Origin of the sequence: Desulfovibrio desulfuricans (genome assembly GCF_024460775.1) — a bacterium.
GTDB classification, from domain to species: Bacteria; Desulfobacterota; Desulfovibrionia; order Desulfovibrionales; family Desulfovibrionaceae; genus Desulfovibrio; species Desulfovibrio desulfuricans_E.
Window position 1 is genome coordinate 30,154 of sequence record NZ_JANFYZ010000016.1, and the last position, 24,303, is coordinate 54,456.

20 protein-coding genes and 1 pseudogene are annotated in these 24,303 nt (G+C 53.0%); 14 read left to right on the plus strand and 7 right to left on the minus strand.

Annotated elements, in window-relative coordinates; genetic code table 11:
* Positions 1-45: 45 nt before the first annotated feature.
* Positions 46-546, minus strand: a complete 501-nt coding sequence (locus tag NE637_RS13715) for an AbrB family transcriptional regulator (RefSeq protein ID WP_192112144.1) — start codon at positions 544-546, stop codon at positions 46-48.
* A gap of 319 nt (positions 547-865) precedes the next feature.
* Between NE637_RS13715 and ggt the strand changes: the two genes are divergently transcribed.
* From ggt to NE637_RS13745, 6 genes are all read left to right on the plus strand, one after another.
* Entirely contained in the window at positions 866-2,530 is a 1,665-nt protein-coding gene (gene ggt / locus NE637_RS13720; protein ID WP_256267761.1) for a gamma-glutamyltransferase, read from the plus strand.
* Positions 2,531-3,284: 754 nt separating this feature from the next.
* On the plus strand, positions 3,285-4,454 hold the full coding sequence (locus NE637_RS13725; RefSeq protein WP_192112143.1) for an ABC transporter substrate-binding protein: 1,170 nt from the start codon (positions 3,285-3,287) through the stop codon (positions 4,452-4,454).
* Between the two features lie 356 nt (positions 4,455-4,810).
* Positions 4,811-5,725, plus strand: a complete 915-nt coding sequence (locus NE637_RS13730) for a branched-chain amino acid ABC transporter permease (RefSeq protein ID WP_192112142.1) — start codon at positions 4,811-4,813, stop codon at positions 5,723-5,725.
* Between the two features lie 13 nt (positions 5,726-5,738).
* The gene (locus NE637_RS13735; protein ID WP_192112141.1) at positions 5,739-6,902 is read left to right on the plus strand and encodes a branched-chain amino acid ABC transporter permease; all 1,164 of its coding nucleotides are present in this window, start codon (positions 5,739-5,741) and stop codon (positions 6,900-6,902) included.
* A 78-nt stretch (positions 6,903-6,980) separates the two neighbouring features.
* Positions 6,981-7,751 carry an ABC transporter ATP-binding protein gene (locus tag NE637_RS13740; protein ID WP_192112140.1) on the plus strand — a complete coding sequence of 257 codons (771 nt, stop codon included), beginning with the start codon at positions 6,981-6,983 and terminating at the stop codon, positions 7,749-7,751.
* Complete coding sequence (locus tag NE637_RS13745) at positions 7,751-8,473, plus strand: ABC transporter ATP-binding protein (RefSeq protein ID WP_209819340.1); 723 nt, start codon at positions 7,751-7,753, stop codon at positions 8,471-8,473. Before NE637_RS13740 ends, NE637_RS13745 begins: the two co-directional genes overlap by 1 nt.
* An 84-nt stretch (positions 8,474-8,557) precedes the next feature.
* Here the strand turns inward: NE637_RS13745 and NE637_RS13750 are convergent, their stop codons facing one another.
* Positions 8,558-9,223 carry a flavodoxin family protein gene (locus tag NE637_RS13750; protein ID WP_192112139.1) on the minus strand — a complete coding sequence of 222 codons (666 nt, stop codon included), beginning with the start codon at positions 9,221-9,223 and terminating at the stop codon, positions 8,558-8,560.
* A gap of 119 nt (positions 9,224-9,342) precedes the next feature.
* Here NE637_RS13750 and NE637_RS13755 point away from each other — a divergent pair, with 119 nt between their 5' ends.
* Positions 9,343-9,804 carry a winged helix-turn-helix transcriptional regulator gene (locus tag NE637_RS13755; protein ID WP_227119348.1) on the plus strand — a complete coding sequence of 154 codons (462 nt, stop codon included), beginning with the start codon at positions 9,343-9,345 and terminating at the stop codon, positions 9,802-9,804.
* Here the strand turns inward: NE637_RS13755 and NE637_RS13760 are convergent.
* On the minus strand, positions 9,732-10,724 hold the full coding sequence (locus tag NE637_RS13760; RefSeq protein WP_192112137.1) for a DMT family transporter: 993 nt from the start codon (positions 10,722-10,724) through the stop codon (positions 9,732-9,734). The genes NE637_RS13755 and NE637_RS13760 overlap by 73 nt on opposite strands.
* Positions 10,725-10,861: 137 nt before the next feature.
* Here NE637_RS13760 and NE637_RS13765 point away from each other — a divergent pair, with 137 nt between their 5' ends.
* Entirely contained in the window at positions 10,862-11,764 is a 903-nt protein-coding gene (locus NE637_RS13765) for a LysR family transcriptional regulator (protein WP_227119347.1), read from the plus strand.
* Positions 11,765-11,836: 72 nt separating this feature from the next.
* Positions 11,837-12,772 carry a TIGR01777 family oxidoreductase gene (locus tag NE637_RS13770; protein WP_227119346.1) on the plus strand — a complete coding sequence of 312 codons (936 nt, stop codon included), beginning with the start codon at positions 11,837-11,839 and terminating at the stop codon, positions 12,770-12,772.
* A 57-nt stretch (positions 12,773-12,829) separates the two neighbouring features.
* Here NE637_RS13770 and NE637_RS13775 read toward each other — a convergent pair whose 3' ends face one another.
* Positions 12,830-13,603: an ABC transporter permease gene (locus NE637_RS13775; protein ID WP_192112134.1), complete on the minus strand. Its 774-nt coding sequence runs from the start codon at positions 13,601-13,603 to the stop codon at positions 12,830-12,832.
* A gap of 2 nt (positions 13,604-13,605) precedes the next feature.
* Entirely contained in the window at positions 13,606-14,229 is a 624-nt protein-coding gene (locus NE637_RS13780; RefSeq protein ID WP_227119345.1) for an ABC transporter ATP-binding protein, read from the minus strand.
* A 278-nt stretch (positions 14,230-14,507) separates the two neighbouring features.
* Here NE637_RS13780 and NE637_RS13785 point away from each other — a divergent pair, with 278 nt between their 5' ends.
* Positions 14,508-16,361 (plus strand): DEAD/DEAH box helicase, encoded by a 1,854-nt coding sequence (locus NE637_RS13785; RefSeq protein ID WP_227119344.1) that lies wholly within the window; start codon positions 14,508-14,510, stop codon positions 16,359-16,361.
* A gap of 304 nt (positions 16,362-16,665) precedes the next feature.
* Here the strand turns inward: NE637_RS13785 and NE637_RS15910 are convergent.
* Both NE637_RS15910 and NE637_RS13790 read right to left on the minus strand, forming a co-directional pair.
* Positions 16,666-16,945 (minus strand): annotated as a pseudogene (locus NE637_RS15910) (transposase); the annotation flags it as partial.
* A 25-nt stretch (positions 16,946-16,970) separates the two neighbouring features.
* The gene (locus NE637_RS13790; protein WP_192112130.1) at positions 16,971-17,366 is read right to left on the minus strand and encodes a winged helix-turn-helix transcriptional regulator; all 396 of its coding nucleotides are present in this window, start codon (positions 17,364-17,366) and stop codon (positions 16,971-16,973) included.
* 179 nt (positions 17,367-17,545) lie between these two features.
* On the opposite strand from NE637_RS13790, the gene NE637_RS13795 reads away from it, so the two are divergent.
* The 4 genes from NE637_RS13795 to NE637_RS13810 all read left to right on the plus strand — a co-directional run bounded on the left by NE637_RS13795 (position 17,546) and on the right by NE637_RS13810 (position 23,793).
* Positions 17,546-18,445 (plus strand): alpha/beta fold hydrolase, encoded by a 900-nt coding sequence (locus NE637_RS13795; protein WP_256267762.1) that lies wholly within the window; start codon positions 17,546-17,548, stop codon positions 18,443-18,445.
* A 322-nt stretch (positions 18,446-18,767) separates the two neighbouring features.
* Positions 18,768-19,931, plus strand: coding sequence for a tyrosine-type recombinase/integrase (locus tag NE637_RS13800; protein WP_192112129.1), 1,164 nt, complete (start codon positions 18,768-18,770; stop codon positions 19,929-19,931).
* A 1-nt stretch (position 19,932) separates the two neighbouring features.
* A complete protein-coding gene (locus NE637_RS13805) occupies positions 19,933-20,955 on the plus strand; it encodes a hypothetical protein (RefSeq protein WP_256267763.1) in 1,023 nt (340 codons plus the stop codon).
* Between the two features lie 1,152 nt (positions 20,956-22,107).
* Positions 22,108-23,793: a DUF3987 domain-containing protein gene (locus tag NE637_RS13810; protein ID WP_256267764.1), complete on the plus strand. Its 1,686-nt coding sequence runs from the start codon at positions 22,108-22,110 to the stop codon at positions 23,791-23,793.
* The last annotated feature ends 510 nt before the right edge of the window (positions 23,794-24,303 follow it).

Genomic DNA, 24,303 nt, shown 5'->3' on the forward strand with positions numbered 1-24,303 from the left:
GGTCAGCGCCCCCCATGCGCAGGGCAGATGCCGGTCATTGACCTATTACTTCACTAAATAAGACAGCATCTTGGCAACAATTGGCGAGAGCAGCACAATGGCATAGATACGCACCAGATGATAGACCATCACCATGGGGGCTTCTGCCCCTGTGCCGCCGGAAAGCGCCACCACAGCGTTGAATCCCCCAGGGCTGGTCGCCAGATACGCTCCGCCCACAGAAAGCCCGCCCCAGCGCACGGCAATCCAGGTGCACAAAAGCCCCGCCATCAAAATGATGCCCGTTGAAAGCAGCATCATGGGCCAGGTGTCGCGCACGGCATCGAGCATACCGGGATTATACATGTTGCCCACAAGCACACCCACGCACCCGTAAACAATAAAGCGCACCCAGTGCGCCATGTCGGGCGAGGTAATGGAACCGCAGCTTTTGAAAATCACCACGGCGATCATGGCCCCGGTCATGGCCCCGCCGGGCAGATGAAAACGGTCAAAAACAAAGCTTCCTGCAAGCCCCACGGCAAACAGCATTATTGTTGTCCCCATATCGTGTCCTTCGCGCCGCGCAGAGCGCGGCTGCCTGCTGATCTGTAGCCGCACCTGCGCGGCGTCAGACCTGCTTACGCCCTTTTTTGCCCCCCCTCAATGAGGCTTGCACGGCATACCCCGACAGGTTTTGGGCAAAATCTTGCGCCTGATTTTCATCTTTTGGCAGGGATGCAGCATCGGTTTGACGTGCCGCGCCCCCGCCGCTAGTCTGCTGCAAGGCCACGGATTATCCCACTGCATGCCATGGGGGCTTCAAGGATTTGCACCCTGCTGGCGGCATCCATGTGACACCTAGCCACCCCACACAGGAAGCATCATGAATTTTGCATCCAGCCCCTATGCGGAAACGGAATCCCAGCGTTTTGACCCCATGACCACGCGGGGAATGGTTACATCTCCTCACTATCTTGCCACCCAGGCAGGCGTGGATATTCTGCGCAAGGGGGGCACCGCCCTCGACGCCGCCGTTGCAGTAGCGGCAGTGCTGGCCGTTGTGTACCCGCAGATGTGCAGCATCGGCGGCGACAACTTCTGGCTGGCGCACGAGGCAGCGACAGGCGCGCTGCACGGCATCAACGCCTGTGGCCGCTCTGGCGAAAATGTCACGCGGGATTTTTTTGCGCAAAAGGGCCTTTCGTCCATTCCCCTGCGCGGGCCGCTGGCTGCCTGCACTGTGCCCGGTGTGGTTTCTGGTTGGGATGCCGCCCATGCACTCAGCCGGTCATGGGGCAGCCCTCTTGCTCTTGGCGACCTGCTGCAAGAGGCCATCAGCCTCGCGGCAGAAGGTTTTGCCGTAACGCCCTCTCTGGCCCACTGGCTGCATGAGGACTGCAAGCCTGATCCCACGGGTTATCGGCAATTGCAGCGGCTTCCCGGCTTTGCCCATACTTTTTTGCCCACCGGCGCACCCCCGCAAACAGGGGCTGTGCTGCGCCTGCCCGACCTTGCCGCTACTCTTGGCCTCATCGCCAGCGAGGGCGCGCGCGTATTTTACGAAGGCGAACTGGCCGACCGCCTGACCCGCTGGCTCTCGGACAACGGCGGTCTGCTCACTGCGCGGGATTTCGCCGCACATCAGGCAGAAACCGTCACGCCCCTGCGTGTGCGCTACCGGGGCCTTGAGTGCTGCAACCTGCCGCCCAATACCCAGGGTCTGGCTTCGCTCTCCATACTCAACATCCTTGAGCATCTGGATATCCAAGGCATGGGCGAGGGCAGCGCCGCATACCTGCATGCCATAGTCGAAGCCACCAAGCTGGCCTTTGCCGATCGCGATGCTTATGTGACCGACCCGGACTTTGCCGACATTCCTGTAGATTATCTGCTTTCTCCGAAGCATGGGCGCGAGCTTGCCAGCCGCATTGACCCTGCCCGCGCCCTCAACCCCACCGCCCCATTGGAACCCAAGGGCGATACCTGCTGGTTTGGCGTGGTGGACGCTCAAGGCAACGCTGTTTCTGCCATCCAGAGCATTTTTCACGACTTTGGCGCTGGCCTTGTGGCTGGCGATACGGGCATCCTGCTGCAAAACCGGGGCAGCTTTTTTTCGCTTGATCCCGCCCATATTAACAGACTTGAACCGCGCAAGCGCACCATGCATACGCTCAACCCGCCCATGCTGCGCAAGGACGGCAAGCCATGGCTCGTTTACGGCACCATGGGCGGCGAGGGCCAACCTCAAACCCAGGCGGCTATAGTCACCCGAATGGTAGATTTTGGCCTGAGCCCGCACGATGCTGTGGCCGCGCCGCGCTGGCTGTATGGCCGAAGCTGGGGCCTGCCGGTAAACAACCTCCGGCTCGAAGGCCGCTTCAGCCCGCAATTGGCCGAAGCCCTGACCAAACAGGGGCACTCGGTTGAACGCATTGCAGACTTTAGCGATCTGATGGGCCATGCCGGGGCCATTCTTTGTGATCAGGATACCGGGGTGTTGTTTGGAGCAACTGATCCGCGCAGTGACGGGCTGGCTGCTGGTTATTGACCCAGGCAATGCAGGTAATCTTTTTCTGTGGCTTTTAGCGCTGAATCGTGCTTATATACCGCAGGTTTTTTAGGCCTGTCGGGCTGCTCTGTCTGGTCTGACGCCACGCGGAAGCGGCGCAGGAAACGTAGCTGGCGGCAGTGCTGCTAGCAGGGGTTCCTCCGTTTCCGGCAAGGGCGTGAGGGCAAGGCCTACCAGTCCGTAGAATAAGGCAACGAATTGAAATTATTTTATATTTTAGATTTTTTTGGAGACCTCTCGGGATATTAAGCCACAACAACTCCGCAAAATCGACAAAAAAGTATTTTTTACTTTAAAAACAATTTTACAATATTAACAGTAAGTTATCTATCCAGACGAGATCCTTTTCTCGCCGCCAAGCTGGTGCTCACAACCAGAATCCCTGATGGACTGAAAAGCAACCACACGGGCAACTCAAAAAAACCTTTTAAATTCAGAATATTGAAAAACTGCTCCACAAAAAAATCTGACAGCCCCCTCCAACACGGTATCATATTTGACTTGCGATACCACATATGCGACAAGGTTCATGCTCTGGTTATCGTTTTATTTTTTCACTGTTTTGTAGTGCTTACGCGCAAAAAGTTACCAAAACGTATTTTTTGTGCCGCTAAATTTTACAAACTATGTTCATTTCCAATAACTTAGCAAAACGGAATAATTTTTGCTTTGTTCAGCCTTACCGTATTTTTGGTACACCCCTGTAACTGCACATAAAACTCGGGAGGCCTTCATGAATTTGCTGAAAGTAGCGTCAGTTTGCGCCCTGTCTCTCTTTGTGGGGCAAGCGGCCATGGCCGCAGAAGCTCCGATCAAAATCGGGTTCCCCATCCCGCTTACCGGTGAAATCCCCAAGGTGGGCGAAGGTTCCAAGTATGCGGCTGAAATGCTGAAGGAAGAGATCAACGCCAAGGGCGGGCTGAAAGTGGGCGACAAGATGTACCCGCTTGAATTCATTTATGAAGACAATGAATCCAAACCCGAGTCTGCCGTTAACGTGACCCTGAAGCTCATTGAGCGCGACAAGGTCATGGCCATCGTTGGCCCCCAGTCTTCGCGTCAGGCCGTGCCTGCGGGCGCTGTTGCCAATGACGAGCAGGTGCCCATGATCACCCCCTGGTCCACCAATCCCGACGCCACCAAGGACCGCCCCTGGGTCTTCCGCGGAGCCTTCCTTGACCCCTTCCAGGCTCCTGTGGCCGTGGACTTCACCACCAAGAAGTTCAACGCCAAAAAAGCCGCTGTTCTGTTTGAAGTATCCAACGACTATTCCAAGGGCCTTGCCGACAACTTCAAGGAAGCCTTTGAAAAGACGCACGGCAAGGGTTCTGTGGTGGCCATGGAATCGCACGGCCCCAAAGACCAGGATTTCTCTGCCCAGCTGACCAAGATCATCGCGGCAAAGCCCGATTTCATTTTTGTGCCTGAAAACTACAGCTTTGCGGCCCTTATTGTGCCTCAGGCCCGCGACCTCGGCTACAAGGGCCCCTTCATGGGTTCCGATGCCTGGGGTTCCGCCGAGCTCTTCAACCTCTGCGGCAAGGACTGTGTGGACCAGTTTTTCTCCACCCACTACACCGCCGAGGGCGCGACTGGCAAAACCAAGGAATTCATCGACAAGTACAAGGCCAAGTACGGCTATGTGCCTGACGACGTTGCCGCTCTGACCTGGGACTCCATCAACATCGTGCTTCAGGCCATCCAGAAGGCCGGCAAGATTGACCCCGACCTCAAGAAAGAACGCAAGATCATCCGCGACAACATGGCTGGCATGGCCAACTTTGACGGCATCACCGGCAGCATGAAGTTTGACGAAAACCGCGACCCCATCAAGTGTGCGGTTATTGTGCGCGTGACGGAAACCGGCGCGTTCGCCTTTGTGGAATCTGTCTGCCCCAAATAGCAGACATCAGCAGGTAATTGGCACTGCCGCGCGGCCCAACCCACAGGGGGCCGCGCGGCGGCAAAACATCCGCTGCGGATAAAAACTGCGCCACAGATCAGATCGATATTTTTTGCCTTTGGCTGAGTCCCGGTACGAAGAAGGAATATTTTTGCGCTTTTTGGCTTAAAAGCATGCAGAGGTAAGGCTTGCCTTGCGTTGCTGGCGTAAGCCACCCGCAAATTACCCTTGGGGCAAAAGGGTTTTCGCCTGAACGGGCGGTTCAGGGGCCGCAAACGCGCACTGCCGCTCAGAAATTGAAAAAAACAGCGCCACAGGATTCGCACACTGTAACCGTCAGCATTTTTGGGTAGCCTATGGACTTTCTGCTGCAACAGACCCTCAACGCCTTGCAATGGGGCAGCTTTTACGCCCTCATCGCCCTGGGCTACACCCTGGTTTACGGGGTGCTGCGCCTCATCAACTTCGCCCACGGCGACATTTTTATGGTTGGGGCCTACATTTCCTTTTTTGTGGCCACGTATCTGGTTTCTTCCGACGGGCTTGGCCTTTCAAAGCCAATGACCCTGTGGCTGACCATTGTGCTGACCATGGGCCTCACGGCTCTGGTGGGCGTTACGCTTGAGCGCATTGCCTACCGGCCCCTGCGCCGCAAGGGCGCGCACAGGCTCTATGTGGTCATTACCGCACTGATGTGCGGCCTTATTCTTGAAAACGGCAACCTTGCCCTGCTCGGCGCCACCAAGCGCAAGCTGCCAGAGCTTATCGACAAGGCCGTATATTCCATCGGGCCGCTGGTCATCACCAACCTGAAAGTATGGGTTATTGTGGCTGCGGTGCTGGTGTTCCTGTTCTTGCAGACCATTGTCACGCGCACCAAGGTGGGCATGGCCATGCGTGCGGTTTCCTGGGATCGCTTTGCCCTGCCGCTCATGGGCATACCGCTCGACAGCGTCATTGTGGTCACCTTTGTGCTTGGCTCGGGTATTGCCGGGCTTGGCGGCATGCTGTTTGCCATGTGCTACCCCAACCTTGAGCCATACATGGGCGCCATGATCGGCTGGAAGGCCTTTATCGCGGCGGTTGTGGGCGGCATTGGCGACATACGCGGCGCATTTGTGGGCGGCTTTATGCTGGCATTTGTAGAAATCATGGTGGTGGCCTTTTTGCCGTCCACCTACATGGATCTGTTTTCCTTCACCATCCTGCTGCTCATCCTGTGGGTGCGGCCCACGGGCATTTTCGGCATGCCGCAAACGACCAAAATCTAGCCGGAGTGTCTGAATGCTGCCTCTTTTTGTACAAACGGTTCTCGCGATTCTGGGCGTGCTCTGCTTCGGCTATGCCATCAAACGGGTTGTCAAACAGAAGAAGATAGACTGTCTTCTGTTCCTGATCGGCGGGCTGGTGCTTGTTTTTGCCGAATACTTTTCGTGGATTGACGGCTACTGGCTCTCAGTCATCAAGTTCATGGGCCTTAACGTTATTTTTGCCACCAGCCTGAACCTTGTGAACGGCTACATGGGCGAATTTTCCTGTGGTCACGCGGGCTTTATGTGCGTGGGGGCCTATGTGGGCGGGCTTATTTCCATCATTCTGTTCACCAAGAACAAGATGCTGGGCGCTCCCCTGCTGCCGCCCGAGCTTGCGCCCCTGCTCTTTCCCCTGGTGCTTGCCGCAGCGGGCGGCGTGGCGGCCCTCTTTGGCCTGCTGGTGGCCCTGCCCTCGTTCAAAACCCGCGACGACTATCTGGCAATCATCACCATTGCCGCCAACTACATCATCATTTCGCTTATCATCAATATCGATTTTGTGGGCGGCCCTCGCGGCCTTACGGGCATGCGCGGCGTGGTGCGCGCCATGGAGAGCGTGGCCGACATACCCTGGATGATGATCTGGATGCTGCTTGGCGTGATGATCACCACCATGATGTTGTACCGTCTGGTAAACAGCACCCTGGGCAAGGGCATACCTGCGGTGTGCCAGAACGAAGTTGCCGCAGAGATCATGAGCGTCAACACCAAGAAGGTGAAGCTCGTGGCCTTTATGGTTTCAGCGGGCATTGCCGGTGTGGCGGGCGCGCTTTACGCGCACATGTTCAGCTCCATTTACGCCAACAGCTTTGGCATCATGAAGTCCACCGAGGCCATGGTCATGGTGTATCTGGGCGGCATGGGTTCGCTTTCCGGCTCGGTGCTGGCAGCAGTGATGTTTACCCTGCTGATCGAGCTTTTGCGCTTCGCCCTGCCTGCCATGAGCGATTTGGCCCACATGCTGCCCTTTGTGCCCAATTCGTTCAACATCAGCCAGGAATGGAAGTGGGTCATCATCCCGCTGATTCTCATTCTGCTTATGCAGTTCAGGCCCGAGGGCCTCTTGGGCAACAGGGAGCTGACCGATGTGTTCCCCAAACTGAAACGGCTGGTAAGCTTCGGCAAGCGCGACTAAAGCAATTGCCGGCCCCAGGGCGGCGCGTCCTGAAAGCGCCATTGATGCAGATACAACCAGAACGAGTGGGGGCTGACCTTGGCACTGCTTGAAATGAAAGAAGTCACGCAACGCTTCGGCGGGCTGATTGCGTTAACGGATTTTTCCATCGCCGTGGAAGACCACTCCCTTGTGGGCCTCATCGGCCCCAACGGCGCGGGCAAGACAACGGTATTCAACCTGGCCTCGGGCTTTTATCATGCCACCGAAGGGCAGATTGTCTTTAACGGCCATACATACGATACCCGCCTTGAGCCACATCAGGTTACGGCCATGGGCATGGCCCGCACCTTTCAGAACATCCGCCTGTGGAACGACATGACGGTGCTCGACAATATCTGCGTGTCGCAATACCACAGGCTGGGATACGGGCTGCTTGACGCGTGGCTCTGCAATGAGCGCTACAGCCGTGAAGAAAAACGCGTGCGGCAAAAGGCCTCAAAGATTCTTGAAATCATGGAACTGGCCGATGTGGCCAATGAATTTCCCAAAAACCTGCCCTACGGCCTGCAACGCCGTGTGGAGCTGGCCCGTGCCCTTTCCACAGACCCCAAGCTGCTGCTGCTTGATGAACCCGCCGCTGGCCTGAACTCCTCGGACGTGGACGGCCTCATCAAGCACATCCGCTGGATATTTGACGAATTCAAAATCGCCATCTGGATGATCGAGCACCAGATGAAGGTTGTCATGTCGCTGTGTCAGCACATTACCGTGGTGGAATTCGGCAAGACCATTGCCAAGGGCACGCCGCAGGAAATTCAGTCCAACCCCGATGTCATCAAGGCCTACTTGGGCGACGAGAACGTGTGATGCTACTGGAAGTTGAAAATCTCTACGCCGGCTATGGCAAGATTGAAGCCCTTCACGGCATTTCATTTCACGTGAACAAGGGCGAAATAGTCACCCTCATCGGGGCCAACGGCGCTGGCAAGTCCACCACGCTCAAGGCAGTCATGCGCCTCACGCCGCCGGAATCGCCCACGGTCATCAGTGGCGACATCCGCTTTAACGGCGAATCCATCCTGAAGACAGAGCCGCACCATGTGGTGGCCCGCCTCAAGATGGATCTTGTGCCCGAGGGACGCCACATTTTCGGCAACCTTACGGTGAACGAAAACCTCAAGCTGGCTACCTGGACACGCAAGGACAACAATATCCAGCGGGATGTGGACAAGGTTTTTGAACTTTTTCCGCGCCTTAAAGAACGCATGCACCAGCGCAGCGACACACTCTCTGGCGGCGAACAGCAAATGCTGGCCGTGGGCCGCGCGCTCATGACCAACTGCTCGGTATTGCTGCTGGACGAACCCTCCATGGGGCTTTCGCCCCTGCTCATGTACGACATGTTCCGTACCTTCAAGCAACTCAACAGCGAGGGTCTGACCGTTGTGGTTGTGGAGCAGAACGCCCGTTTGGCGCTCCAGGTGGCGGATCGCGGCTACGTGCTCGACACAGGCAGCATTGTGGCAGAAGGTTCCGCCGCCCATCTGGCAGACACGCCGGAAATCAAGGCAGCCTATCTGGGCGCATAAGCCTGCTCTGGCGTAACTATCAGCAATGACAAAGCCCCCGTTTTTCAACGGGGGCTTTGTGTTTTACCGTAGGCAGTACGGAAGCTATCTGGCAGCAGCGGCAACCATTGCCGCGCCTATGCGGCGGGCCTGTTCCAGGTCTTGCGGAAAATGCGCATCGCGATAAGCGGCTTTTTCCGGCTCGGAGAACCGTTCGCATTTGTACTTGCTATAGTCGTCAAACTGGTAGGTATTGTGCACATGCTGCACCTGCGGTTCGCCAAAAAGGCGACCCACAAAGGTTTCCATGCCCTTGAGGTTCTGAAGGTAACCGTATTGCTCCATTTCTTCGCTGCTCACGTTCATGGGGTAGATAAAGGCCGTGGGCATGCGCTTGGGAGCAAGCGAACTGTAGTCTTTGTCATACACAAAAAAGGGAAACATCAGGCGTTCCAGAAAGCTGCGCATCATGCCCGTGACATTGCCAAAATAGATGGGGCTGCCAAAGATAAGCCCGTCCGCCTGCGAGAGCTTTTCCAGCACCGGGGCCAGATCATCCTTGACTGCGCAATGCCCATAGCTCTTGCCGCCCACCCTTTTGCACGAAAAACAGCTCACGCAACCCTTGTAGTTGAGACCATACAGGTGAATCATCTCGGTTTCGACTGTTTCGCTACAGGGTGCGGCGGCAGCACCGTCCAGAGCAGACTGAAGCAGCTTGGCGGTATTGAACTTTTTTCTCGGGCCACCGTTTATGGCGTAAATTTTCATTATATCCTCCTGTGGGAATTAGTTGATGGCAAGGAACTTCTTGACCACCATGTATACCTGCTCTAAAACTATTTTCGCAAGTACGCATTTTTTTCTTCCCTACTTTTAGCGAGCATACCATGGCAAAATCTCCTTCACGCGCCGCCAGCGGCCTGTATGATGACAAAACTGAATGCCCCATCCTGCACGTTTTCAAGTGCATTGGCGGCAAGTGGAAGCTGCCCGTTCTGTGGCACCTGGCCGAAAAAGACACCATGCGCTACAACGAACTGAAACGCAGCGTGCGGGGCGTCACCAACATGATGCTCACCAAATGCCTGCGCGAGCTGGAAGATTTTGGCCTTGTCCACCGCAGGCAGTACAACGAAATTCCGCCAAAGGTTGAATATTCGCTCACAGAGCGCGGCAAAACACTACTCCCGGCGCTGGAGGCGCTGTACACCTGGGGCCGGGAGCATCTGGATTTTGAAAAAAATGCGAAAAAACTAGAAGCAGAAGATTGCGGCTGTCAGCCCCGCGCCTGCCCGGATAGTTTGGTGGACGGTTCGGCGGATACTTCCAAGGGCGGTTCGGCGGCCTGAGCGCATCCGGCCCCGCTACGGAAGTTTTCCACAACAATGCCGGTGATTATAAGCGCGCCGCCGAGCAGGGTCGCCAGTGTCATCTGTTCACCCAGCAGGGCCGCGCCAAACAGCACCGCCGCCAGGGGATTGAGCGCAATAAATACGCCAGCGCGCGCTACGCCAATTTTCTGGATGCCGTCATAATACCAGATATAGGCCACGGCGGAGCCAACTATGCCCAGATAGAGCAGGCTGAGCATTTCGCCGCTGCTGAACCGCGCCACGGCGGCAAAATCTAGCGCGCCCGTGCAGGCGGTATAGACCGCCAGCATGAGGGTTCCGGCATAGATGGAATACGTAACCGTGTGCAACGGCCCAAGCTGCCGCACCACAGATTTGCAAAACACGCTGTAGGCGCTCCAGCTCAGCACGCAGCCGCCTATAAGCGCCTCGCCCAGCCAGCCGCTGCCGCCAGCCCCTGCCCGCTGGGGATCGCCGCCTCCGACCACCAGGGCCACACCGCCGAAACACAGGGCAATGCCAAGCATTTTCAGAGCGCTCACGCGTTCACGGTAAAAAAGGTAGGCGATAAGGGCCATGACCGCCGGGTTCAGCGCCACAATCAGCGCCGCGCGCGAGGCGCTGATGTGCTGCAAGCCGCTGAAAAAGAAAAAGCTGTAAGAAAAGATGCCGCAAAACCCCAGCAGGCTCACCACCAGAGCCTGCCCCACCGTCACACGGCGAAAGCCCTTGCCGGAAACCACAAGAAACAGACTCAGCGCCGCCGAGGCCAGCAAAAACCGCAAGCTCGCCGAAAACATGGGCGCAACGCCAGCCAGGCTTCTGCCCGCAATGAAGGTTCCCCCCCAGGCCACGGCCACAAGTGCCAACCGGACGTACACGGCGGCGTCCCCAGCGCGTTCTTTTGCAACACTCATTTCAATCCCTGACTTTACTGAAATTCTGCGGCCAAAGGCATTGCACAGGCCGCACCCATTGCACCCGCTAGCTGAAGCGCATACATTTACGTACATGTTCATTCATAGAGAAATGAGCAATAACTCATGGAATCGCAATGACGCTGACCCAGCTTGAAATATTCTCCACCGTGGCCGCGCGCCGTGGCTTCACTGCCGCAGCCCTGCAACTGGGGATTTCGCAATCGGGCGTATCCCACGCCATTGAAGCGCTTGAGCAGGAATTTGGCGTGGCCCTGCTGCGGCGCGGCAAGAATCTGGAGCTTACAGATGTGGGCGCTCGCCTGTTGCGGCAGGCGCAGGCCATGCTTGGGCTGGCGGAATCCATGCGGCAGGAGGCCTCGGACGCGCACGGCATGAAGCGCGGCACGTTGCGCATTGGCTCCTTTGGCCCTACGGCCTCGCTGCGCCTGCTGCCCCCGGTGCTTGAAAAATACCGCGCGGTATACCCCGGCATTGAAGTCCACGTGGATGAAGGCCCGGACGGCGAGGTGGCCCAATGGCTCACAGACCACCGTGTGGACATTGGTTTTGTGACCTTGCCGGATGAACGGTTTGACACCTTTCCCCTCATGGAAGACCAGCTGGTGGCCCTGCTGCCTCTGGCGCACCCGCTGACGAAGAAAAACGCCGTCACCCTGGAGGAACTTTGCGCCAGCCCCTTTGCCATGACCAGAGCCGGATCTGAAGACATTATCGGTGGCCTGTTCCGCGCGTTGCGACTGCAACCCAATATACGTTGGCGCTCGTTGCAGCTTGTGAGCACCATTGCCGCCGTGGCTCGGGGCGAGGCCGTGAGCATTGTGGCAGAATCCGCCCTGCCGCCAGATAAAGCACAGGGCTACGTCAAAAAGCCCCTCCGTCCTGCGGCCCGGCGGCAGGTAGCCCTGGCAACGCCGGACGCTCGCCGCATGTCGCCCGCAGCGCGGGAGTTCATCCGCATGGCGCAGGAGGTTTTTCCGCATCCCGCGCAATCAACCGCAAGGCCGGCAAAACGATAAAATTGCCTGTTCTCCGGCAAACGGTATAGACTGCATCAAACGCACGGCTTCGCACAACAGAGGGGGTTCACCATGCATGTTCTCATTCTGGGCGGCACAGGCTTTGTGGGGCGATACATGGCAACGGCGCTCATGCGCCAGGGCCTCACCGTAAGCGTGGTTTCACGCAGGGCGGGCAAGGACGGCAACGGGCCACGGCGCGTGGTCTGGAACGGCTGGGATGGGGCTGCCCTGGCCGGATTGCTGGACGGCATCGACGCCATCATCAACCTTCAGGGCGAGAATATCGGCGGAGGCCGCTGGACGCCGGAACGCAAGCAGGCCATTGTGAACAGCCGGGTAGAAACCGGGCAAGCCTTGTGCGTTGCCCTGCGCCTGCGCAAGGAACAATCCCAGCAAGCGCCTGCAACCCTCTTGCAGGCTTCGGCCAGCGGATACTACGGCCTGTGGCAAAACAGCGCGCCGCCCTGCGATGAAGGTGCGCCCTCCGGCACGGGATTTCTGGCCGAAACCTGCCGCCTGTGGGAACAGAGCACCGTGCCCGTTGAAGCGATGGGCATCCGCCGTTGCGTGCTGCGCTTTGCCCCGGTGCTGGGCAAAAAGGCGGATGGAACCCCCGGCGGATTTCTGGAGCGCATGCTGCCCCCTTTCCGCATGTTTATGGGCGGGCCGCTGGGTTCAGGCAAACAGCCATTCTGCTGGACGCACCTTGAAGACGTGACCGGAGCAGCCGCCCTGCTGCTGCAAAGACCCGACCTTGCGGGCACGTTCAACATCTGCGCGCCGCGCACCCCCAGCATGAGCGAATTTACCCGCGCCCTTGGCAAGGCCTGCGGCAAGCCCTCGTGGCTGCCTGTGCCCGCAGCGATACTGCGCCTGATGCTGGGGCAGATGGCCGATGAACTGTTGCTCGCAGGGCAGAATCCTGTTCCAGCGCGGTTGCAGGCTGCTGGCTATGCCTTTCACCAGCCGGATCTTGAATCAGCCCTGCGGAGTGTGCTTCTCTAACGCCGCTAACGCATTATCCGTAAACAGCGCTCGGACAGTCCCACTGGCAACCTGCGCCTAGAAAGCCACCTGTTTTTGCGCGTTCCAGAGCGTTCTGTAGCCGAAATAGAGCGAGCAGAAACAGCACAGGCACACGCAGGCGCAAATAGCCACCATGATGGTTATCTGGTACAGGATGGCAGTGGTGGGAGCGGTGCCGGAAAGTATCTGGCCTGTCATCATGCCGGGCAGCACCACTATGCCCATGCCCAGCATGGAGTTGAGCGTGGGCACGAGGGCGGTTTCCAGCGCCTGGCACACAAAGGGAAAGAGCACCTTTTCCGGCGTGGCCCCGATGTTCAGCAGCGCCTCCACGCGCGCCCGCTGCCCCTCAAGGCCGTTCCAGAATGACTTGAGGCCCAGCGAAACGCCCGTGAGCGCATTGCCCATGAGCATGCCGCTGATGGGGATGAGGTATTGCGGATCAAACACGCTCTGCCCCACAATACAGGTCACGAAAAATATGATGATGCCCAGCCCGCAACTGGCAATGGAAACAGACACTATTACCCGAAAGCGCGGGTTGAGCCTTTTGTTGCGCGAAAGCACCAGATAAATGGTAAAAAACACCAGTATGAGCAGATAGCCCATGGTGAGCAGTGGGTGCGGATGCTCGAAAAGAAATGTCAGCGCGTAGCCTGCGGCAATGAGCTGCAAGGTCATGCGTGCGCTTGCCAGCACCAGTAGTTTGGTCTGGTTGATGCGGCATTTTTTCATAACCGCCAGCACCACCAACAAGAGCACATAGACGAGCAAAAACGAGCCTAACTGAATCTGGGCAACGCCGTTCATGGTTATTCCGCCTCTGCCCGCAGGCTGATGATGTTTTCCGCATGCCGCCCGGTCAGGGCGGGATCATGGCTCACGGCTACCACGGTCATGCCGCGCTCGCGGCAAAAAGCCAGCACCTGAGCCATAAAGCGCTCTGCCGTTTCCTGATCCAGAGCCGAGGTGGGTTCGTCGAGCATCAGCACCTTGGGCAGGAATGAAAGGCAGATGGCCAGAAACACGCGCTGGCGTTCGCCGCCGGAAAGATGCACGCAAGGCGCATCCAGCGGGAAATTGGCGCAGCACAGGCGCAGGAATTTCTGCTTGTCTTCCGCCGCAAGGGTGGCGGATTCTCTGGCTTCGCAAAAGGCGTCAAAGTTTTCGCCCACGGTGCCTTCAAAGAGAAACACGGACTGCCCTGCCAGCAAAACCTCTCGCCGCAGGGCAATGCTGTCCGTTTGGGCCATGTCCTGCCCCTGATACAGCACCGTGCCTGCCGTAGGGGCCAGAGTTTTGTTGAACAGCCGCAGTAGCGTGCTTTTGCCGCAGCCGCTGGGGCCGCTGATAAAGGTGGCCTTGCCCTCTTCGATGTCCAGATCTCTATAGGATATCTGGCCGTAGGCAAGACCGCGTGTCTGTATACAGGACATGGTTTCTCCTGATGGCTGACGTGATGCAGGACTATTCCGGCGTAGGCCATCCTACAGAGGAGCGCGGCAAGGTCAACAGCCTCTAAACGCTTTGTGCCGCGTAGCAGAATTTTTTTACATCTGCGCCAGAATCTTCATCCCTTGCGGGGGGCGGCTTCTGGGCGGTTTTTTTCAGTCAGGCCGCCGTCTGCCGCAATCTGGGGCTGATGGGGCATTGTGCATTGGCGTGTATGAGGCTATGGTACGCTACCAAGTAATTTTTTATGTACAGGAACAGCATGTCCCCATCGTTCGAAGATTTTCATTTGTCCCCGGAATTATTGCAGGCCGTCAAGGATATGGGTTTTGAAGAACCCTCTCCTATTCAGGTGCTCGCCGTACCCTTTCTGCTGACTGGCCGCGACGCGGTAGGTCAGGCCCAGACCGGCACCGGCAAAACAGCCGCCTTTGGCATGCCCATTCTGGAAAAGCTCACCCCCACAAGGGCGGTGCAGTCGCTGGTGCTTTGCCCCACGCGCGAGCTTGCCATTCAGGTTGCCGAAGAACTCAGCAAACTGGCCGCCCGCATGCGCGGCGTCGCCATTTTGCCCATATACGGCGGTCAGGCCATTGAACGCCAGCTCCGCGCTCTTGAACGCGGCGTGCAGGTGGTGGTAGGCACCCCTGGCCGCGTTATGGATCACCTCCAGCGCGGCACCCTCCGCCTGGGCGGCGCAACCACCATTGTGCTTGATGAAGCCGACGAAATGCTCGATATGGGCTTTCGCGAAGATATAGAAGCCATTCTGGAGCGGGTGCCCGCTGAATGCCAGCGCGTACTTTTTTCGGCCACCATGCCCCCGGCTATTTTGCAGTTGAGCAAGCGCTTTCTGCGTGAGCCGGAAATGCTGGCCATTGCCCAGAAAACCCTGACCGTGCCCGCCATTGAGCAGGTCTATTACGAAGTGCGCCCCCATCAGAAGATGGACGCGCTGTGCCGGGTGCTGGACGCCCAGGGATTCCGCAAGGCCCTGGTGTTCTGCTCCACCAAGCGCAGCGTGGACGAAGTGACGGCCCACCTGCAACAGCGCGGCTATCAGAGCGACGGCCTGCACGGCGACCTTGCCCAGTCGCAGCGCGACAGGGTCATGCAGCGTTTTCGCGGTGAGGGGCTGGACATTCTGATTGCCACGGACGTTGCCGCGCGCGGCATTGACGTGGACGATGTGGATGCCGTGGTCAACTACGATATCCCCCATGACGCAGAGCGCTACGTGCACCGCATTGGCCGCACCGGGCGCGCTGGCCGCGTGGGCAAGGCCTTCACCTTTGTGACCCTGCGCGAGCAGCACAAGCTGCGCGACATTATCCGGCATACCAAGGCCCGCATCCAGCAGGAACGCCTGCCTTCGCTGCGCGACGTTGCCAACATCCGCACCTCGCGGTTGCTGGACGAAGTGCGCGCCACGCTGACCGCCGGTGCGCTGGAAAGCTGCATGCAGATGGTTGAAGACTTTTTGTCCGAACAGTTTGCAGACGACGTGATCACCAGCCGCGATGTGGCCGCAGCCCTGCTCAAGCTGCTGATGCAGCGCGATTTTGGCGATGCCACCAACGTGCCAGAAGAAGACCCGCTGGCCGAAGCGCCCCGTCGTTTTGGCCGCGATGGTCGTGACGGTCGCGACGGGTTCCGTCAGGGCGACCGCGATGGCGCGCGTCCGCGCCGTAATGATGCGCCCATGACCCGCCTGCACATCAGCGTGGGGCACGCGCACAAGGTTTCGCCCGGCGAAATGGTGGGCGCCATCACTGGCGAATGCGGCATTGCTGGCCGCAGCATCGGCGCAATCAGCATTCAAAAGCATTTCAGCCTTGTTGAAGTGCAGAGCGAATTTGCCGATGACGTGCTGGCCGTTCTTAACCGGGGCGTGTTTATTGCCGGTACGCGCGTAACCGCCAAGCTGGATACTGGCGGCGGCTCGTTCCAGCGCAAGAGCTTTGGCCCTGGCCCCCGCGCACCGCGTGGCCCCCGGCCCGGATACCCTGCCCGCAATCAGCGCGATGGCGGCGGTAACGGTGGCGGCGGCAAGCGGTTTACGCACCCCGATAAATGGGGCAGAAAACCGCGCGGCGCAGAAGAAGACAAGGATTAATCTTTGTTGCTAGCATAACGGCCCGTTGGCTCATAGAGCCAACGGGCCGTTTTAATTTCATCTACATGCCGCGTCAGCCAGGCTGGGGTAAGGTGCCGTCTACTTGCACACGCAGAACATCGGGGAAATTCACGGACGGCCCTCCCTTTTTCCCGAATGATGCCCCCCTGCGCTGTTGAGTATATCCTTTGCATAACCCAAAGAATACATATCCCCCAGCGCCGTGGGGACGTAAGCCCCTATAAGGCTCTCTTACCATCTGCTCCCTAGCAGGTGCATGTTCGATCTGACATTTGCATTTCTGTTACTTACGGCCCGTTAACGGGTTACCCTGGATACGGAGGACTCAACTGATCGCTGAGCTTATCTCTATCAAGTTACTTTTTTATGCAATCCTGAATTTTTGTACTATCCTTGCCCGCGGTATCTATATAAAAACCCGCGAAACAAAAACTCACGACTGTAATATTTTAATTTAAGATTGCCGATTGCTTATAGAGTATCAAACTATTTTTACCTTTTAAGTACCCCATAAAACTCGATACGCTTATCTCCGGGGGTATCGCAAGCAGCATGAGAATATGAACCTCTAAACTACGCAGCAGCTTCTTATTCAACTTCTCCAGAAGCAGTCTGGCGTTCCTCTTTAGTATCATAGTGTTCACGTGCCTTTTCGATTTGAGGCAGGTGTTCTATCGCCCAATTGTAGACCGCCCTTAAAGGTACCTGTAGCGTTCGGCCAAGTTCGGTAATTGAATATTCGACGGCTACAGGAGATGTCGCCATAATCTTGCGCATGATTAATCCATTTCTTTCCAATCGTCTCAAAGCCTGCGTCAACGCCTTATGCGTAATACTCTCAAGCCTGCGCATGAGCTCGTTAAACCGTGTAGGCTTCTCTTCTAGAATAGTTAGGATCATCACAGACCACTTGTTTGCAACTTGGTCGAAGAATGATCGTGCCGCGCAGTCCGCAAAAAAAACAGTATCCACTTTTTGTGTCATAGCAGTATACTCCTGTATATCTACGCACCTTAAGGTGCGTAATTGACGTTATAATCGTAGCATATATTAATGAGCACAGCCCACTTTATTAATGGTCGCCGATGTTGATGTCGGCGAGAATATCTCAAAGGATGCTTACATTGAAAGTACAGAACACGCCCTTATCCCGGCGAGGTCTCATGAAGCTGCTAGGCTTGACCACAGCCTCGACAATTATGGCCAACCCCCTGCGCGGCCTTATGGTACTTACGGGGTTAGCCACAGACGCGACCACTCCAATACAGGCCTTTGCCGCAAGTAAACCAACCGCCGAGCTTTTTTATACCGACACTGGAAAAGGTAAAAACATGATGCTGCTCCACGGTTGGAGTTGTGACTCGCATGATTGGAGTTGGCAACTCCCAGCGTTGGAAAGCCGTTATCGCGTTGTTGCCATAGATCTGCGCGGGCACGGCAGATCCGAGCTAATGCCGTCTGGCAATTACATGCCGGATGACTATGTCGCAGATATCGAAACGCTCATCGAGACTAGGTTTTCAAGTGAAAAATTTGTGCTGGTGGGGCATTCGATGGGAGGGCAAATCGCCGCACGCCTAGCGAACAAACGGCCGGATCTGATTGAGGGAGTCGTCTCGGTTGATGGTTCGCTCGGATTTTCCGACAAACTTGCTTCTATATTTCAAAAGACGGTTGATGACCTGCAACACGGCAATCCAAGCGATGTAATATCAGCCTTATTAGCCGGATTTTACGACAAAGCCACAGATCCTGCTTTAAAACGATGGCATACCAGACGCCTTCAGGGCACACCGATCTATCCTGTGCGTGAATCCTTTGCCCCCTTATTTTTTGGCCCAAACCAAGTCGGACTTGGGAAGCAAAGCAAAGAATTTTGCAAAACCATTCGTACCCCATTTTATCATCTTTGCAGAGATAAAGAGCAAGCCGAGCGAATGCATACATGGTTCTCTCACCCGAAATCAAAGGTCGACCTGTGGGAAGGCGCTGGGCACTGGATCATGCAGGATCGGAAGGACGATGTGAATGCGGCGATCATCACCTGGGTAGATGCGCTCTGAGTGGCCTGAGAGGAGCCTCTACCTCAAAGACGGGGGCATAGCGGCTCAAAGAAAAAGGGCTTATGGCGGTTAGCCATAAGCCCTTGAAATATATGGTGGGTCGTGCGGGGATCGAACCTGCGACTCTCTGCTTAAAAGACTAAGTGCCATATTGTATATGGATTTTCATCTTTTGATATATTCTTTTAAAAACAGCTAGATATACATGTTAAAGGTTGTTTGACTTTACACCTATTGCTCACTATTTTTATGATCTGTGTGGGGAATGGTGTGGGGAAGAAATGAGGCTCTCTGCTTTTTGCTGTACTTGAGGTGATCCTATATGGCAACACAAAAACGCACAAAATCTAAAAAATATCCAGGTGTTTACTTTCGCGATGACGATAGCGGCAAAGAGAGAACATATTACATCCGTTATCGAATTGGCGGCAGAGAGGCGAAGCAGATTGAAGAACCTGTGGGGAAGGCCTCTGTTGGAATGACTGAGGCCAAAGCCAATCAAGTACGCATAGACAGGATGCGTGGTAAAGAATTGTCCAATACTGAGAAACGGCGTTGCCTAGAAGAGAAAAAAAAACTTTTACAATCCCGAGCAACTCTTGCCAAACTTTGGGAGCATTATGCTGCAATAAATGCTGGTAAAGCCATCCTGAAAACAGACGCGTGCCTATTCAAATATTTTCCTCACCTGCACGAAAAGACAACCGAGGAACTGACCACCAAGGACATTGATGATCTTCGTAATCAGCTGTCAGTACTCACCAAGCCGCGCAAAAAAGGCGGTGAAGCAAAGCCCCTATCCCCACAGACGATAAAGCATGTTTTGGCTTTTATTCGTAGACTTATCAACTTTGCAGTCAAGCGGGGGCTATGTGCCCAGCAGCCTACTCTTTATTTTGAAATGCCTGAAGTAGATAATGTTAAGACGGAAGCCTTAACGCTGGATCAAGTAACGAAGCTCAAGCAGGCGCTTGATGAAGAGGCAGATCAAGTTGCAGCGAGCTTTATTCGATTGGCCCTTACCACGGGCATGCGCAAAAGTGCGCTCATGTCTTTGCGCTGGGACGACATTGACTTCGAGAGAGGATTCATCACTCTGCGCGGGGATGCTGCTAAAAAAGGAAAGACTGAAATCATCCCAATGTCACAGGCTGCTCGATCCATTCTAGTGCCCTTACCGCACGGCAGTAATTATGTCTTTCCCGGAAAGGATGGCGGACAAAGACAGGACTTCCGCCGTGTCGCACTTCGGGTCAAGAAGAAGGCAGGGCTTCCCGATGATTTCCGCCCCTTGCATGGATTGCGGCATGCATATGCGTCCTTTCTAGCGTCTAGTGGGAAAGTTGATCTATACACACTGCAAAAGTTACTGACTCATTCAAGCCCGCAAATGACCCAGCGATACGCCCACTTGGCCGATGAGGCCATGCAGCGGGCAGCCAGTGTCGCGGATGAAATATTTAATATTGATAGGGAGAAGAAGTGATATGCCAAACTCAGTCCTTGACCAGACGACGTTGGAAGAGTCCTTTTTCTTTTGTGAATATGCGAAGCGCAGGTTTGAAATGTCTTGCTATAATAATGGTGAGATAGAAAATACAATTAATATTGTCGGAAAAGTTTTAGAAGCGCATTATGAAGAAAAAAGTGTTGTTCCATATCCCATGAAAATGGATTTTCTTTCTGATGTTATTTATTGCTGTGAAGCAATGGGTATAAATATATTAATGATGCAATTTGGTGGTGTGTCTTTTGAAACTATGAATCTTGCATTCAAACATCTTAGAGAACAAATAGTACAGGTAATTAATAATATTAGTAATATTGGCATTCTCTTAGACATTGCTTCAAGATTTAGTGTGTCGCCGTCTTTTCTCCCCTTTCCGTACAAAATGGAAGATGTCGTGTTGAACTATAGAGCAAATAATGAACTACCTGCTGTTTTTAAATGCAGAGATATTGTAGAGCGAAAGTGTGTTGTCAAAGATTGTAATAACTCTATAATGTTTCTAGTCAATGCTCATATGTCTCTAAAGGAAACTATTAATGAACTTACAAGGCAAGCAACTCTTTTTAAGTCAAATAGTGACTATGAAAATTGTGAGCGATCTGATGTTATAAAAGAAGTCCATAGGCTTTCCAAGAGTGGGTCTTACAGGCAGACATTGCAGAATATATTTTATAAGGCTACTGGACTTATAATTTATGATTTCTGTGTTCTGCATAATGAAAATCTTGAATCAGCGCTAGAGCGGCATTCACGCAGTGATAAGAGCATTAAGTGCGATCCATTAAAAAAAAGCACAACAACAGACTGTATTCAATGTAAATATTATAGTGAATGCCGTAACATGTGGACTAAGCAATTTAAATATGCTGTTGAAAAAATTAGGGGGACACAAACAGCAGAGGAATGGATGAATCTTACAAAAAAGATATCAGATGCGAATAAACTTCAGAGGCGAACCATAGGTTTTTTTGAATATGAATTTGTCGACACTGCAACCTAGTGGTATAAATATTTTGGTTGAGATCTGAAACAGTATTAACTTGCCGTCATATATATGGTTCTATGTGATTCACATAAAAGCCTCTCCACTACGTCGCGAAGATATTACAGGGGAGGCTTTTTTACGCCCGGAATACCAGAGTCCTCATTCAGTCTGTAAGGAAATTGTTGTTTATAATTAGGATAAATTACTGTTAGTAGATTTAACCGCTTGTCGGTGTCTACGCGATCCCCCTATGTCCTTTCCTTCCTGTATAAAAATGGCCGTAACTCCCAGTTTAACCAAGGAGGTCGGCCATGTCTGCCATAGAATCAACTTGCCAATGCTTGACAGAGCAAGAAGTTTCAGCCCGAACCGGGTTGAGCCTCTCTACGCTTCGTGCTCACAGGTTTAAGCGCATAGGGTTTCCCTATATCAAAATAGGCCGCGCTGTGCGCTATCGCGTCTGTGACTTAGAAGCATTCCTTTCAAAGCACCTCATTGATCCGTCTTTGAACATCTAACGGCTTTTAAGCTGAGATGCTTTGAAAAAAGCGAGTTAGTACTAAACGTCTTGTACTGTGTGGTGCCGGTGCAAGCTACAAAACGAACATAATTATGATTATTGTGCTTCCCCAGCAGCCAATGCTGCTGAGGAGAACGCAACCATGGAAGGATGAATGAAGGCCGTTTGCGAATGAACGAAATGCAGAGAGCTGAATTGTCATCAATTGCAAAAGATGACCTATCAGAGCTAATTTCCGCGTTTTGAATACGCTTTTGGCTTCTAGGTCGGGTAGGATCAAACGTATTAATCTTGGAGTTTAACCTGTCACAGCTTGGCGCTTCAAAATTACCTTAACGCAAAAAACATTAGGAAATTCAGCAGGCAGGCCAATCTAAATTGGTCTGACTGAATAAAATTTCAGGAAATTTTTTATGCAGCACACCGACTTCATAGCATAGGCATTCCCTATTGCAAAATTGGGAGAACTGCTCGGTACAGTTGGGGTGAAGTCGCAGGCTTATGGCTAATAGTCGAATTGAATCTGCAGCCAGGCCATAATCGCAGGACGGACAATAGGCATGGGGTCTTAAAGAATCTGTAGCGCTCTATCAGTCTTCTCCTCATGCCGGTGAGGAGAAGACTGATAGCAAATAGAGGTCAATGTCATGAGAAAATTAGACAATAATGAAGACGGCAACTTTAATAAGAAAATTTCGAATAGCCCTGCAAACAAAAGAATTAACCTTCGAGAGAATCCATATGTTGCACGTATACGGGATGAAACAGAATCCATGCGCGCATATATCAATTATGAAACGGCGAAAGAACAAGTTCGACGAATAGATGACGCTAAGGATTTATGCGATGAAATAAAAAAGATGTCAGAGGATCTGAATTCAAATTTTTATTCTAATCTTGAAATATCAAACTCATTTGGAGATATTCACCTGGAAGATATCCCTGATGGCTTGAGAGGAAGCGTAAAGTACATAGCCGATAACACAGGATGGAGCTACCTCTCTGTGCTGCTATTTGTTTTATTTTCAATAGCAGCTGCTACACGAGGAAGATATATTGCAAAAATTAATGATGAATGGCTTGAGGCAATCACGCTTTATGTAATCGTTTGCGCAGAGTCCGGAAATATGAAGAGCAATCTATTGAAGTTAGTCATGAGACCTCATGAATCATTTGAAAATAGAAAACAAGCTCAGCATGCAGAAAAATTATCAAAATCCAACAATGTAGACATTGTTATTGCAAGAGAAATTGCGCTGAAGCAGTCCAAAAAAAATCATGGTAAAGACTTGGTTATTTGCAAAGAGGCTCTCAAAACGTTGGCCAATAATGTTCGCCATGATCGCAACATGATAAATGATTGCTGTCCAGTTGAGGAAGCCTCTGCTCTGCCAAGGGTATTTACCGAGGACACTTCTTATCCGAAATTATACGCGACCATGCAGGACAATGGTGGGGGTAGTACTTTTGCGAGCGCGGAAGGTAACACTTTTTTACATTTAGTGCTTGCTTCCAGGTCACCATTAGATATTTTCACGAAAGCTCATGGTTATGAAAAGTTTATTACAGAAACAAAACGCGATGGAACAAAAATTCTTCAACAGCCATTCTTAAACATAGGGATTGTAGTAAATCCAGATATTGCTCGACAACTGTACTCAAATGATAGGCTGGGCTTGCATGGCCTTTCTCCAAGATTTGCTGTTTGTTTCGGAGGAAAGCAGGATGAGATAGTTGAAGATAATTCAAGTAAATCAGATTATAATTCGTATTCAGAAAAAATTGAAAATTTACTTGAAGATAACTTCACACAAGAACCGTCAAGAAAATTGATTGAAATACAATTTTCTCCTGAAGCAAAAGAAGAGCTATTAATAATTTTAAAGGAAACTGAAAAGGAACAAAACCGAACACCAAAAGGGCAAACTCATTATCGAGCCTATCTCCGAAAGATTCGCGGTTTGGTCGCGAGGATTGCAACAATCCTCCATATCTGGGGGCATGCTAAACCTGATAACCATTTTGTATCCAAGAATGATGTGCTTATAGCTAAAAAAATTGTATACAGCATCAGCCTTCATGCAGAATACGCGTTTTCTGCAAATGGGTTGAGTGCATACTACGATGCTCAAAAGATATTAGACTGGATCAAGCGTCATAGGCATAGCTTTTTTACGTCAACGCAGGTTGCAAAAGGGATAGAAAAAATGAAAAACGACAATATCTTTCCTGCGCTTGATGCTCTTGAGAAGCTTAACATCATCCGTCAACTCATTACCCCAAGCAAGCCGCGCCTGTGTGTTGTTCATAAAAATTTCATTACCAGTGCCTGATAGGGATTATAATTCACTGCACCCCCATCTATTAGCTTTGAATAGATGGGGGTGTTGGCTTTGTCTGAGATTTTTCCCTTCAATATCTGAGTCTATCTTTTTCCATTTGAATCCTTTCATAATAGCATTACCTGTTAAAAATTAGGGACCTTATTGCAGTGGTCAAACCGTTTTGTACTACCATAAACTTTATCGCAAATATACTATGTGAAAATGGTCAGCATGTCTCAGAAGTAAATTTATTTATACTCCGTGTAGTGCGTACTTGTCTATCCCGGTTTTAGTAGTGTCTTAATAATAATCATAAAAGAACTATTTGCTGCAAGTGATAAATGCATCCTGTAAACGAAATTATAAACACAATGTTAATGCCATTTGTATGTTCATTAGCCATAGAAGTAATAACAACGACAGAGTTAAAGCAAGCTAAAGGAGATTGTCATGGCAAAAGACATCACGACTGGGAGAAAATACAGGGGCTACACAATCAACAATGGTCAAGATGGCAAC